16 protein-coding genes are annotated in these 13,842 nt (G+C 31.4%); 10 read left to right on the top strand and 6 right to left on the bottom strand.

The annotated features are described in order from the left end of the window. Positions 1–34: 34 nt before the first annotated feature. The gene (locus Q0935_RS00785) at positions 35–1,258 is read right to left on the bottom strand and encodes an HD domain-containing protein (protein ID WP_299381520.1); all 1,224 of its coding nucleotides are present in this window, start codon (positions 1,256–1,258) and stop codon (positions 35–37) included. A 38-nt stretch (positions 1,259–1,296) separates the two neighbouring features. Between Q0935_RS00785 and Q0935_RS00780 the strand changes: the two genes are divergently transcribed. From Q0935_RS00780 to Q0935_RS00760, 5 genes are all read left to right on the top strand, one after another. Continuing rightward, a complete protein-coding gene (locus Q0935_RS00780) occupies positions 1,297–2,850 on the top strand; it encodes a PglZ domain-containing protein (protein ID WP_299381517.1) in 1,554 nt (517 codons plus the stop codon). 184 nt (positions 2,851–3,034) lie between these two features. Further along, the gene (tsaE, locus tag Q0935_RS00775; RefSeq protein ID WP_367274996.1) at positions 3,035–3,445 is read left to right on the top strand and encodes a tRNA (adenosine(37)-N6)-threonylcarbamoyltransferase complex ATPase subunit type 1 TsaE; all 411 of its coding nucleotides are present in this window, start codon (positions 3,035–3,037) and stop codon (positions 3,443–3,445) included. Positions 3,446–3,705: 260 nt separating this feature from the next. Next, entirely contained in the window at positions 3,706–4,248 is a 543-nt protein-coding gene (locus tag Q0935_RS00770) for a hypothetical protein (RefSeq protein ID WP_299248148.1), read from the top strand. A gap of 84 nt (positions 4,249–4,332) precedes the next feature. Beyond that, positions 4,333–5,532, top strand: coding sequence for an alanine dehydrogenase (locus Q0935_RS00765; protein ID WP_299248151.1), 1,200 nt, complete (start codon positions 4,333–4,335; stop codon positions 5,530–5,532). A 110-nt stretch (positions 5,533–5,642) separates the two neighbouring features. Beyond that, positions 5,643–6,017 carry a DUF4258 domain-containing protein gene (locus Q0935_RS00760; RefSeq protein WP_299381515.1) on the top strand — a complete coding sequence of 125 codons (375 nt, stop codon included), beginning with the start codon at positions 5,643–5,645 and terminating at the stop codon, positions 6,015–6,017. On the opposite strand, the gene Q0935_RS00755 is transcribed toward Q0935_RS00760, so the two are convergent. Next, a complete protein-coding gene (locus Q0935_RS00755) occupies positions 6,014–7,186 on the bottom strand; it encodes a proline dehydrogenase family protein (RefSeq protein WP_299381512.1) in 1,173 nt (390 codons plus the stop codon). The two genes, Q0935_RS00760 and Q0935_RS00755, sit on opposite strands and share 4 nt — an antisense overlap. Before the next feature lie 91 nt (positions 7,187–7,277). Here Q0935_RS00755 and aroB point away from each other — a divergent pair, with 91 nt between their 5' ends. Then, complete coding sequence (gene aroB, locus Q0935_RS00750; protein ID WP_299381510.1) at positions 7,278–8,345, top strand: 3-dehydroquinate synthase; 1,068 nt, start codon at positions 7,278–7,280, stop codon at positions 8,343–8,345. A gap of 87 nt (positions 8,346–8,432) precedes the next feature. Next, a complete protein-coding gene (locus Q0935_RS00745) occupies positions 8,433–8,723 on the top strand; it encodes a hypothetical protein (protein ID WP_299381507.1) in 291 nt (96 codons plus the stop codon). Positions 8,724–8,729: 6 nt separating this feature from the next. Here Q0935_RS00745 and Q0935_RS00740 read toward each other — a convergent pair whose 3' ends face one another. The 3 genes from Q0935_RS00740 to Q0935_RS00730 form a co-directional block, all read right to left on the bottom strand. Then, positions 8,730–9,251 (bottom strand): DinB family protein, encoded by a 522-nt coding sequence (locus Q0935_RS00740; protein WP_299381504.1) that lies wholly within the window; start codon positions 9,249–9,251, stop codon positions 8,730–8,732. Between the two features lie 77 nt (positions 9,252–9,328). Then, a complete protein-coding gene (locus Q0935_RS00735) occupies positions 9,329–9,808 on the bottom strand; it encodes a winged helix-turn-helix transcriptional regulator (protein WP_055437288.1) in 480 nt (159 codons plus the stop codon). A 71-nt stretch (positions 9,809–9,879) separates the two neighbouring features. Beyond that, positions 9,880–11,022 (bottom strand): DUF2817 domain-containing protein, encoded by a 1,143-nt coding sequence (locus Q0935_RS00730; RefSeq protein WP_299381502.1) that lies wholly within the window; start codon positions 11,020–11,022, stop codon positions 9,880–9,882. A 315-nt stretch (positions 11,023–11,337) separates the two neighbouring features. Between Q0935_RS00730 and Q0935_RS00725 the strand changes: the two genes are divergently transcribed. The 3 genes from Q0935_RS00725 to Q0935_RS00715 all read left to right on the top strand — a co-directional run bounded on the left by Q0935_RS00725 (position 11,338) and on the right by Q0935_RS00715 (position 13,065). Next, entirely contained in the window at positions 11,338–11,772 is a 435-nt protein-coding gene (locus tag Q0935_RS00725; RefSeq protein ID WP_299248173.1) for a helix-turn-helix transcriptional regulator, read from the top strand. A gap of 107 nt (positions 11,773–11,879) precedes the next feature. Next, complete coding sequence (locus Q0935_RS00720) at positions 11,880–12,260, top strand: DNA topoisomerase IV (RefSeq protein WP_299248176.1); 381 nt, start codon at positions 11,880–11,882, stop codon at positions 12,258–12,260. Between the two features lie 16 nt (positions 12,261–12,276). Further along, a complete protein-coding gene (locus Q0935_RS00715; protein WP_299248179.1) occupies positions 12,277–13,065 on the top strand; it encodes a TerC family protein in 789 nt (262 codons plus the stop codon). Positions 13,066–13,114: 49 nt separating this feature from the next. On the opposite strand, the gene Q0935_RS00710 is transcribed toward Q0935_RS00715, so the two are convergent. Further along, entirely contained in the window at positions 13,115–13,777 is a 663-nt protein-coding gene (locus tag Q0935_RS00710) for an ATP-binding cassette domain-containing protein (RefSeq protein ID WP_299381499.1), read from the bottom strand. Between the last annotated feature and the right edge of the window lie 65 nt (positions 13,778–13,842).

The raw sequence follows: 13,842 nt of genomic DNA, 5'->3' as shown, positions 1-13,842 counted from the left end.
AACCCACACGCGCTTTAGCAATTACTACTCTATATTAATTTTTAGGATAACAAATATAATATTTAGTTACAGGTTTAGCGAGCGCCTTAAGGTTTAACTGGTCGCTTGCTTTTACTATATCTTCAATTTTTCCATTTTTATGTAAAATATTAATGCCTTGCTTTTTTCTAGTATATGCTTGGTTTGATATCTTACCAGTAAACACAAAATATTCTGCTTCAGCTTCAGAAATAGAGTGCTTTTCAATTAATTCCTTTTTATGCTGAATTAATAAAGAAGGTTTAATCTCTTTCTTTTTAATTTTGACTTTTAATAAATCACGATTAATAATCATTTTACAAAGGTGCTTTAAAACAAAATCGTCATGGTATTGCCATTCTTTCATTGCTGAAACAATATCATAATCGTCTAACTTAGAAAACGTCTCTAAGCTTTCATCATTAAAATTATCTAATGTTATTTCTTTCTTTAAAAAATACTGAAGCGATCTACTAGCATGTAACTCCTCTCCTCTTCTTGTTAGCTCCTTTGCACGTTTAAGCACTCTTATTAATACTTGTTCTGCAGATAAACTTGTTTTATGTAAGTACACTTGCCAATACATTAAGCGTCTAGCAACCAAGAATTTTTCGATACTATAAATACCTTTATCTTCTACCACTAATTTATCGTCCTTAACATTAAGCATGGTAATTAAACGCTCGCTATTAATATTACCTTCAGCAACTCCTGTGTAAAAACTATCTCGCTTTAAATAATCTGCTCTATCCATATCTATTTGGCTAGAAATAAGCTCGCACATAAACTGTCGATGATAATCACCTTTAAATATCTGTATTGCCAAAGTTAAATCGTTGTTAAATTCCGCATTCAGTTTCTCCATAAAAAGCATAGAAATATGCTCGTGAGAGATGCCATTTACTATACTATGTTCCATTGCGTGAGAGAACGGTCCATGACCAATATCATGTAATAAAATAGCAATGTAAAGTGCGTTTTTTTCTTCTTCAGAAATCTCAACACCTTTAAATCTAAGCACTTGAACCGCTTTTTGCATTAAATGCATACAACCAATCGCGTGATGAAAACGTGTATGATGAGCACCCGGATAAACCAAGTAACTCATTCCCATTTGAGTGATGCGACGTAGTCTTTGGAAATAACGATGTTCGATTAAATCGAAGATTAACGAATTAGGGATTGTAATAAATCCGTAAATTGGGTCGTTTAATATTTTAAGTTTGTTACTTTTCTGCAAACTGATGAATTTTCAATGATTAAGATAAACAAATATACATGGATAAAATAAAAATACTTTGGGTTGACGATGAAATCGATTTACTAAAACCACATATTATCTTTTTAGAACAAAAAAATTACGCTGTAACCAAGTGTAACAGCGGTACAGAAGCGCTTGAGATTTTAGAAGAAGAAAAATTTGATATTGTATTTTTAGATGAGAATATGCCTGGATTAACAGGTTTAGAGACACTTAACGAAATAAAAGAGAAACAAGACACGCTTCCGGTAGTTATGATTACCAAAAGTGAAGAGGAATATATAATGGAAGATGCTATTGGTAATAAAATTGCCGATTACCTTATAAAACCCGTTAACCCTAATCAGATTCTACTAAGTTTAAAGAAAAACTTAGACCATTCTCGATTGGTTTCAGAGAAAACAACCTCTAACTACCAACAAGAGTTTAGAAAAATTGCTATGGATATGGCAATGGTGAATAGTTACGAAGAATGGGTTGCGCTTTACCAAAAGCTAATATATTGGGAAATGCAATTGGAAGACATTGAAGATACTGGCATGTTTGAGATTTTAGAATCTCAAAAAAACGAAGCCAATCTTTTGTTTGGGAAATTTATTGACAAAAACTACCCTACTTGGTTCGAACCTAACGTAGATGCCCCTACACTATCTTACAACTTATTTAAAGACAAAATTGTTCCCGAATTAAGCAAAGAACAACCAACACTTTTAGTAGTAGTCGATAATTTACGTTACGACCAATGGAAAGCTTTCGAGCCTTTTGTAACTAATCATTATAAGAAGAAAAACGAAAGTGCTTTTTTTAGCATCTTACCTACAGCTACACAATATGCTAGAAATGCCATTTTCTCCGGACTTATGCCTAGTGATATGGAAAAACTACATCCTGAATTTTGGAAAAATGATACAGATGAAGGTGGTAAAAACATGCATGAAAATGATTTTTTAGAAGCACAAATGAAGCGTTTAGGCTTAACTAATTATAAACATGAATATTACAAAATTACCAACTTAAAAAACGGTAAAAAATTAGCAGACAACTTTAAAGGCACCAAAGACAACGATTTAACAGTAGTAGTCTACAATTTTGTAGATATGTTGTCGCATTCTAAAACAGAAATGGATGTTGTAAAAGAGCTTGCTTCTAACGATAAAGCTTATAGGTCACTAACACAGAGCTGGTTTAAAAACTCTCCGCTTTTAGAAATGATCCAGCAAGCACAACAAATGGGCTTTAAATTAATTATTACTACAGATCACGGTACTATTAACGTAAAAAATCCGTCTAAAGTAGTTGGAGATAGAGATACAAGTTTAAATTTACGTTATAAGACAGGACGCAGTTTAAGCTATGAGAATAAAGATGTTTTAGCAGCTAAAGACCCTAAATCTATACACCTACCTTCTATGTCGATGAATAGCTCTTTTATTTTTGCTAAGAGCGATTTATTTTTTGCATACCCCAATAACTACAATCATTATGTAAGTTATTATAGAAACACATACCAACATGGAGGTGTATCATTAGAAGAAATGATTATTCCTTTTATTGTCTTAGATCCAAAGTAACAGCATACTTCATTACAAATTATTAATAACTGTGGTAGTCCGTCTAAATTATAAATTAATTTAAATAGACTACCACAGTTTTTTTTACCTTAATTTTAAATAAAGAAACTCTTCAATTTTTAGTTTCTATTTTTTTCTAATCCTTTTATTATAGTTATTTGACATTTAACTTTAATTTTGTCACATGCTGGAAATAGAATATACTTTAAAAGACATAGATAACGTTGCTAAACAAGTTTTAAAACATGCGACTTCAAAGTCCTTTCTTTTTAAAGCCGAAATGGGAGCTGGTAAAACCACACTAATTAAAGCTTTAGTTAACGCGCTTGGTTGCGACGATACAGTTAGCAGTCCTACCTTTTCATTAGTAAACGAATACCAAACTAAAACAGACACTATATATCATTTCGATTTATACCGTGTGGAAGATGAAGACGAACTTTACGATTTTGGTATTGAAGAGTACCTAAACTCAAATGCTTACCTGTTTATAGAATGGCCTGAACTTGCTAAAAATCTAATTGAAACTTATAATTGTATTACAATTAGCATAAAAAATGACACTTGTAGAGTACTAAAAATGACTTTAAATTAAAATCATAAAACTTTTTTATCTCAACAAAAAGTGTATTTTTGGACCGATTACGGTTTTTACCGTAATAAAAAAAGCAAAAATTGCTGTTTTTAACAAAAATTTAACATTTACCGAAAAATACAGATAGAGATTTATTTAGATTTGAGTAATTAATTAATCTAAATCCCTATAAATTATGCAAAGTAAAAAGTATTTAATAGCCCTAGCTATTTTCGGAGGTGTGTTATTCACCGCAAACGCGACTAACATTATTGACTTAAATGACCAAACAGAAACAGGAGTTGACAAAAGAAAAATCAAAGTACCAACTCACGGATAAAAAACATATAATAAAAGGATCTGTTATTGCAACTATTATTGCATCAACACCTTTAATGTTTCAATTCTACAAAAGTGTTCCAGACACAAAAGTTTGGGACACTTTTCTTTTCACCTATACCAGTATCCATTATGACGATGCAAATGTCGCAATATGGGTTCTTTCGGGTAAATTAATACCACTACTCTTACTTATTATTTGGTTCTCGACTTGTCGCCATTGGTGGCATCATGCTATAATAGTCCCTATTATACTTTACATTTACCAAACAATAAATTCTATTAATGATGATTTAATCTTTTTTGATGATTTGAATTCCCTGCACCTTTTACCGGTAATGGCAATAATAATTCCATCAATATACTTGGGTCGAGCTCGAATTTTCAACAAACTAAATACTGTTGACAAAACCACGCAAGACTTTGAAGACGAATTAACCTTTAAACCAAAAACTCTTTGGGGGAAAATTAAGCAGTTTTTTTAATTGTGTTAATATTACTTTATAATATACTTGTTAATTTACTATTTATTCGTAATTTAAATCTTTGTAAATAACGAATAGCAACATATGGCAAAATCCATTACTCCATTTTCTAAGGCACAACTCTTACCACAAGAGGAAACTTTAGAGATTTCAAAACAAAAAAGCTCACTATTTATTGGTATCCCTAAGGAAACCGCTTTTCAAGAAAAGCGCGTTTGCTTAACACCAGATGCTGTTTCGGCTATTGTAAACAATGGCCATCGCGTACTTATAGAATCTGGTGCAGGAAAAGGCTCAAAATTTAGCGATAAGGATTACAGTGAAAATGGAGCTGAAATAACTAATGATGTAGCAAAGGTATATGGTTGCCCAATGATTTTAAAAGTAGAACCACCTACTCTAGAAGAATTAAAATTAATAAATCCGAAATCTACATTAATTTCGGCATTACAGATAAAAACACAATCTAAAAAATATTTTGAAACACTAGCTAGTAAACGCATTACTGCTTTAGCTTTCGAGTTTATTCGCGACGAAGACGGTGCTTATCCTGCTGTTCGCGCATTAAGCGAAATTGCTGGAACAGCTTCAGTTTTAATAGCATCGGAATTACTGAGTAATACGACAAATGGCAACGGATTAATGTTCGGAAACATTAGCGGCGTTCCTCCCATAGAAGTTGTTATTCTTGGAGCAGGAACCGTTGGCGAATTTGCAGCTAGAAGCGCTATTGGCTTGGGTGCAAATGTTAAGATTTTCGACAATTCTATCACTAAACTTCGTTGCGTACAAACCAATTTAGGCAGAACACTTTACACCTCTACTATTCAACCAAAACATCTAAAAAAAGCTTTAAAGCGTTGCGACGTTGTTATTGGAGCAGTTAGAGGAAAAGATCGCTCTCCTGTAATTGTTACAGAAGATATGGTCGAGCAAATGAAAAAAGGAGCCGTAATTATAGATGTAAGCATAGATATGGGAGGTTGTTTTGAAACTAGCGATGTTACAACTCACAAACATCCAATTTTTGAAAAACATGGCGTAATACATTATTGTGTACCTAATATCCCTGCTCGTTACTCAAGAACCGCATCTGCTTCTATAAGCAACATCTTTACACCATATCTTCTTAAAATTGCAGAGGACGGTGGCCTGGAACATTCTTTAAGAATGGATCATGGTCTTAAAAATGGACTCTACTTCTATCATGGTATTTTAACCAATCGTGCAGTTGGCGAATGGTTTGACATGAATTACAACGATATTAATCTTCTTATTTTTTAAATTCAATTTTAATTATGGTTTTCTCTATTATAAACCAGTTTTATTCACGAATTTTGTTGAAAATAACGTCATTCTGAAACACAATCAGAATAACAAAAAGAAGTTTTTAAATGAGTTTACTTAAAAGATTTGGTTATTATTTTGGAGGTTTTTCTATAGGCTTAATCATTTTAGCCTTTTTTCTAAATGGAAAAAAAGCATCATGCGACTATGGCCCAGATGCTAGAACACTAAAAAACATTAGAACTAAAACCTTGGTGTATTCTAACGAAGCTACTGCCTTTATGAAATCTAAAGGTATAGATACTACAAATATTAACTATATCCTATTTAAAGGAGATGTAGATTTTTCTAAAAGTGAAGCCAAAAGAAAACCTTGCGGGCTCTATTTTGTAGAAGGCAATGTAAATAAAAAAGACATCGCCTTAATAGTTGAAAACTGCGAAGAAACTGCAACTATAAACTCTGTTAAGCTTCTAGATTAATCTTTTCTACGTTTACGTTCTTTCTTTAATAAAGACAACTCCCTACTTGTTTGCCCGGCAACAGATGTGTTTTCTTCTGCTCTACGTATTAAGTAAGGCATAACATCTTTTACAGGCCCGAAAGGCAAGTACTTAGCTACATTATATCCTTTTTTTGCAAGATTAAAGCTTATATGATCACTCATACCATATAATTGCCCAAACCACACGCGATTATCTTCTTTTTTTATATTTAACTTATCCATTAACTCAAGAGCTAAATAAGTACTCTCTTCGTTGTGCGTTCCAATAAATATAGAAATATCCTCTAAGTTATCTAAAATATAACGCTGACAATTATCAAAATTATCATCTGTAGCTTTTTTATCTGCACAAATTGGAGAGTCGTATCCTTTTTCTTTCGCTCTATCGCGTTCTTTTTCCATATAAGCGCCACGAACAATTTTAAAACCTAGCTTGTATCCTTTTTCTTTCGCACGTTTGTGAGACGCCTTTAAATAATCTAACCTATCCCAGCGGTAGGTCTGCAATGTATTATAAACAATAGGCACATCTTTATTATAAAGCGCCATCATTTCCTCAATTAAATCATCTGCAGCATCTTGCATCCAGCTTTCTTCACCATCAATTAAAACCTCAACATCCCTAGATTTAGCTAAACTGCACAGTTTTTTAAAACGTTCTATAATTCTATTCCATTCCTCATTCTCTTCAGCCGTAAAAGCTTTTCCTTCTCCTTTTTTCTGAAATAAAGCAAAACGACCTAAGCCTGTTGGTTTAAAAACAACAATTGGCATTGCTTCTTTTTCGTCGGAAAACTCAATAATCTTTGCTAAACGATCCGTTGCATCATCAAATTGATTTTCTGAAGCTTTACCTTCTACTGAATAATCTAAAACTGAACAAACTCCTGCGGTAAACATCTTATCTATTGCTGGCAAGCAATCTTCTTCGCTTACTCCTCCACAAAAATGATCGAATACCGTTGCCCTTATTAAACCTTCAACTGGTAATTTTGCATTCAAAGCAAACCTTGTAGCTGCTGTACCTATACGAACCAAAGGCTCGTTAGCAATCATTTTAAATAAAAAATAAGCACGCTCTAATTCTGAATCACTTTTTAAAGCGAAAGCGACTTCCGTATTATTGAAGATGTTTTTTGATGTCATTTTTAAAATAAATTATTTCACAAATATAAATTAACTAAGTTATACTTATTCAAAAACTCCTTACTTTTACATCATAATAATATATTTTTTAATGACTTCTATCACAACACAAGATTACACTATTCATTTCAATAGCAACGGTTATAAAGCACTAAACCAACATCTAAGCGATTCAAATTATTCAAAAGTTTTTATCTTATGCGATACTAACACAAATATAGATTGCGTTCCTTTTTTTCTCGCTAATATAGATACAGAGATTGCTTATGATATTTTAGAAATTGATCCAGGAGAAGAATCTAAGAACCTAGACATATGCTTAGGACTTTGGGAAACCTTATCTGAATATGGTGCTGATAGAAAAAGTGTTATCATTAATATTGGCGGCGGAGTTGTTACAGATTTAGGTGGTTTTGTAGCCTCAACTTTTAAACGCGGTATAGATTTTATAAACATCCCTACATCACTCCTAGCAATGGTTGACGCATCGATTGGAGGAAAAACAGGAATAGACCTAGGTACTTTAAAAAACCAAATTGGAGTTATTAACACACCTGAATTAATCATAGTAGACACTTCGTTCCTAGAAACATTACCACAATTAGAAATGCGTTCTGGCTTAGCCGAAATGCTAAAACACGGCTTAATTTACGACGAAAAATATTGGAACCAACTTCAAGATTTATCGCAATCTACAATAGAAGATTTAGACGATTTAATCTACGAGTCTATAATAATAAAAAAGACTATTGTTGAGGAAGATCCTACAGAACAAGGCTTGCGTAAGACTTTAAATTACGGACACACTCTAGGCCACGCCATAGAATCTTACTACATGGATAACGACAATAAAGAACGCTTACTACATGGTGAAGCTATAGCTATTGGAATTATCTTAGCCAATCACCTCTCTGTTAAATACTGCGGTTTTCCAGAAGAGAAAAGCAACACTATTAAAAGCGTAATTAAAGCTGTTTATGGAAATATAGATATAAATGAGGCTGACTACTCACCTATTATTGACCTATTAAAATACGATAAGAAAAACGAACACGGCAACATTAACTTTGTACTTCTAGAAGCTATAGGCAAACCCAAAACAGATTGTATAGTTGAAAACGAAGACATCTTAGAAGCTTTTAAGTTTTATAAATCTTAATATGATTTATAAATAAAAATTCGTATTTTTATAACTAAGATACAAGTTTTAAGCCAAATAAAACCTCTAACCTAAACCTTTAATGTTATGCGCAGAGTTATTGTAGATTACAAAAAACTAACACCAGAAGTACTAACACTACTTACTCAAAAGTATCCTGATGGATATGGAGATGACGACATTCTTGTTTTCGATAACCACAAAAACAAAACTATAGAAGCCGTAGAAGTTAGAACCGATGAAATAATTTATCTCGTAAAAATAAGTAGCAAACTTCACTATACCATGGCGAATTTTGACGACACAGATGATTTAGTTTTAAACAATGAAGGACACATTATAATTAATGAGTCCTTCAATAACGACGAAGAGGAGTAATTACTTTTATAGGTAACGCTCTCTAATTATATCGCAATGATGTTTTTCGTGTCCAGCAATTAAAAATCCTAAAGCACGAACAGAAACCTCTCCACCACCTGCAACACCTGTTCTTTTTAAAACCTCACTATCTGTACCAAAAGTTTTATAAAGCGCAATAGAAGCCTGCTTTACCAGCGTAAATTCCTCCAAAAGATCTTCCATACTTCTTTTATTAGCCTCACTAGCCAAAATATAATCATCCTGCTCAAAACCTGCAACAGGCGTTTTATCCTTTCTAGCAAAGCGCAAAGCTCTGTATGCAAAAATACGTTCCGAATCTATAAGATGACACACTATCTCTTTAATAGTCCACTTGTTAGCCTCGTAACGATATTCCAACTTATCTTCTGGAATAGACTTCAAGAAAGTAATTGTTTTCTCCAAACCATCTACCAAACCTTCTAAAAGTATTAAATCTCCAATTTTATTAATATACGGCTGAAAATACGGTAAATACTCGTTTTTATTTAAATCTGTTGCTTTCATTTTTCTTAATTTTTATTCATAAAAAAGTCCTTTAGCAAGATAGCTAAAGGACTCTAAATTATCACACTTAAATAGTCTTATAAAGAATTGAAAATATCGTGCATTAAACGCTTTTTATCGTTTATACTTTCTTCTAAAGATATCATAGTTTCTGTTCTGTAAACACCTTCAATAGCATCAAGCATAAAGATTACATCCTTAGCATGCTCGGTGTTTTTTGCTCTAATTTTACAGAAAACATTAAATTTACCTGTAGTAACGTGAGCTACAGTAACAAAAGGAATATCATTAATGCGCTCTAAAACAAAAGTTGTTTGCGATGTGTTTTTAAGAAACACACCTACATAAGCGATAAATGAATACCCTAATTTTTTATAATCCAATGTTAATGAAGAGCCTTTAATAATCCCAGCATCTTCCATTTTCTTCACTCTTACATGTACTGTTCCTGCAGATATTAATAACTTCTTTGCAATATCTGTAAAAGGTACTCTTGTATTATCGATCAGCATGTCAAGAATTTGGTGATCTATTTCGTCTAGTTTAAATTTAGCCATTTTGTTAATTTTCTTAAATAAAAATCAAAAATAATACATTTTTACTAAATTATCCATACTAAAAATACAGATTAATCAAATTTTAATGAAAATTTTGCATTATTTATTATTACGAAATCGTTTTCGCTCCCTAAAGTCAAAGATTCTCCATCACCTCCATAAACCGCGTTACCACTAGCATCCAAATAGTTGTGAGCAAAAAAAGCATCATCATTTATAATTTTTTCAGTTTTTGGAATAAAACGCACTTTATTATCAATTAATTTCTCCTGATACTGCACAGCAATATTTACGATTTCATTTTCATACAAAGCATTTCTAATAATCACATCAAAATAGAGCTTTCCATTTTCAGGGATTTTTAAATAATCCTCAAATTCTTTTAAATCAACCCTACCCTCAACTATAACGTTTAATGCAGCCAAATAAGACTGAAACACCAAGCGCCTCACCTCTTCTCTTTGATAATCGTCTGCATAATGCCCAGCCTCAAACAATACCGTAGGCGTGTTTAAAGTTTGAAAAGCATCACCAACACAGTTTATATTAAAAGCATCATCATAAACACCAACCTGATTAGGGATTTCGGTCTGTAACATATTATTAATATTAGATATTATAGACATAGCAACCTTTCTATTGTCTGTAATACTACATTTTTCGTCTTGAGCTGGAGACAGAAACGACAAACTTGCACTTTTATCCACATTACCTGCACTAAATATAGTACGTTGGCCGTGCAAATTAAAGCAATAATGCGGCTTAAAGCCATTATAAAGAGATCTTAATACATTGCTTTCGGGCTGAGACAAGTTTTGTGCATCGCGATTTAAATCTACTCCATTAGCGTTTAAACGCGTATACGCCTTTGCTCCATCCGGATTTAAAATAGGAATAATAAGTATTTTACAGTCTTTTAAGATGGATTTTGCAGCATTATCATCTGCAAGAAAGTTTAACAAATCGAAAACAGCCTTAGTAGTTGTCGATTCGTTTCCATGCATTTGAGACCACATTAATATCTTTTTATTTCCAGATCCAATTTTAATAGAGTGTATGTCTTCTTTTAAAACAGACTGCCCAATAATTTCAATTTTAAAATTATTTGAGTGCTTAATTAAAAGTGGTTTAATATGTTCTGCATTAATATATCGTCCACTAAGAGACGTCTCTTTACAAGTATTAAATATAGTCTTTAAAGCTTTCTGTTCCATATAGGTTTTTATTTATGTTACAAATGTAAACATTATCTATTTTACATTTGTAAACACTTATTGTTACAAATGTAATTTACACATGTAACCAAAAACAATATTAATAATACAGGAAACCCTTAACCCAAAATACAAATAACACCTAATTACTAAAATCAAAACCAAAATACTTATTTTCAGGTGTTTAAAGTATTTATTATAAAGTGTTTGTTTAATATATTTAAGCGTATTAGACTAACTCTACTAATAATAATACTGTTAAATATACAAATGTAAACACTCTATTTCTTTTAGATTGTTTACATTTGTATAACAATGATAAACAACGAAGAATTTACTAAAAGACTTAAAAAAGTAATAGATTACTACGGCGAAAGTGCCTCTTCTTTTGCCGAAAAAATAGGTGTGCAACGCTCTAGCATTTCGCACATTCTTTCTGGTAGAAATAAGCCAAGTTTAGAATTTGTATTAAAAGTACTCTCCTCTTTTCCGGAAGTAGAATTATATTGGTTGATGAATGGAAAAGGAAAATTTCCATCTGAAAAAGATTCTGAACATAAAGTTGAAGTGAAACCAAAAGTTGAAACTCAGGATTTATTTTCGAAAGCAGAAACTGAAAATAAAACTGAAACAGAAAAAAGACCAACCGAAAATTTGGAGGTAAAACAAATTGTTTCAAATTCTAAAAAGGAAATTGATCGCATTGTCATTTTTTATAAAGATGGTAGTTTTTCAAATTTTGAAAATTAAGCACAAGTCACTTAAAATTTTAAAATACGTGATTCTAAGAGAATAACAAAAAAGCCCTTTTTTAAGTTTTTCATTTTGTAATTTTGTTTTAAAGCAAATTTTAAAAAATGAAAAATATATTCTTCCTATTCTCTCTTATTCTTATTATTAGTTGCCAGCAGCCAGAACGAAATTGTACAGATTATAAAACGGGTTATTTTGAATTTAAATACAACGATAATGGTGTTGAAAAAGTTGGACATATATTAAGGTCTGAAAATCTTCAAATAGAAACTTATGATAATAAAATAGATTCTTCTGAAGTGAGATGGATTAATGATTGCGAAGTGGTATTTAAAACCATCAACCCAAAACGCATGGCCGACAAAAATGATATTCATTTAAAAATTTTAAGCACAACAGATTCGGGCTATACTTTTGAATATTCTTATGTTGGGAAATCTGAAAAACAAAAAGGCACCGTAACTAAAGCTGAATTAATTAATTAAAAGCCATAAAATAATTATGCTAGACTTTCTACTAACCTCTGACGCTATTTTCGCTCTACTAACACTAACCTTCCTTGAAATAATTCTTGGAATAGATAATATTGTGTTTATCTCTATTGCAGCAAATAAACTTCCAGAAGAGCAACGTGGAAAAGTAACCAACATTGGTTTATTGCTTGCAATGGTACAACGTATTATTTTATTATTTTTTGTATCATTTTTAGTTGGCCTTTCCGAGCCTTTTAAAATTATAGAAACAAGTTGGCTTCATCTTGAAATAAGCTGGCAAGCATTAATATTGTTTTGTGGTGGACTATTTTTAATTTATAAGTCTACTTCAGAAATTAGAGAAAAAGTAGAAACTCCAAAACATGATGAAGACGAAGCTAAAGGGAAAGTGATAAAGTCTTTTCAACAAGCTATTGTGCAAATATTAATTATCGATTTTATTTTCTCTATCGATTCTATTTTAACTGCTGTAGGGATGACCAATGGACTATCAGACAATCAAGACCATAATTTAATACTAATGATAATTGCAGTTGTAATTTCGATTGCTATAATGATTGGCTTTGCAAACAAAATAAGACGTTTTATAGACGAAAACCCAAGTATTCAAATATTAGGATTATCGTTTTTAATACTAATTGGCTTTATGCTTCTTACAGAAGCAGCCCACCTATCTCACACTGAGTTTTTTGGTAATAGCGTTGGCGCAATCCCTAAGGGTTATTTATATTTTGCGATTACATTTTCTCTGTTTGTAGAATTTTTAAATAAAAAAACGAGTAAGACTAAAAAATAAGAACACACTGCCTTATTTGATTACTTTGAATTTAATGAGTAGATACATTTTAGTCTACCCTCACAAAATAACCTAATTCAATTAATTGAGATTTTTCTTTAATAGTCCTTAAATAACCATCTTTTAAAAACGAAATAGTATCTGCTAATTTTAGCACATTTTCGTAATCATGATCTGTTATTATAATACCTTTCTCTTTTTTCGCTTCCAAAATACTCTCTGATATATATTCTTTTAATATTGGACTTACTCCATTAAAAGGTTCATCTAATAATATAAATCTAGAATTTGAATGAATTAATAATAGGATTTCAACAATTCTCCTTTCTCCTCCAGAAAGCTCTTGACTAGTTCTATTAAGTAATGGAATTATAAATTTGTTTGATAACAGTTTTTCTCTATACTTTTTATCAAGAAACAAATTAATAATTTTTGAGATATTTACTCCATTAGGCAAAAAATGCTTTTGTGGCAAATAGCTTATTAAACCTTTACAATCTGATGTGTTCTTAATTAACCGACTATCAATCTTTACAAATCTATTTTCTGCACTTTCTACACCAAAAATAATTTTAAGTAGTGTCGATTTTCCACTACCATTTCTGCCAATTAATGCTTTTACCTCTCCAATTTTACAAGACAAAAACACATCAGATAAAACAACTCTATTATTATAAGATTTGGTAATACTATCTACAAAAAGACTACTCATATTAACACAAATATTATAACGTTAATTATTCCTATAATAAAAGTTGATAACCACATTTGTAGTTT

Source organism: uncultured Lacinutrix sp., assembly GCF_947500605.1.
Classification (GTDB): Bacteria; Bacteroidota; Bacteroidia; order Flavobacteriales; family Flavobacteriaceae; genus Lacinutrix.
The sequence above is the reverse complement of the archived record's forward strand: the minus strand, read 5'-3'. Positions and strand labels throughout refer to the sequence as shown.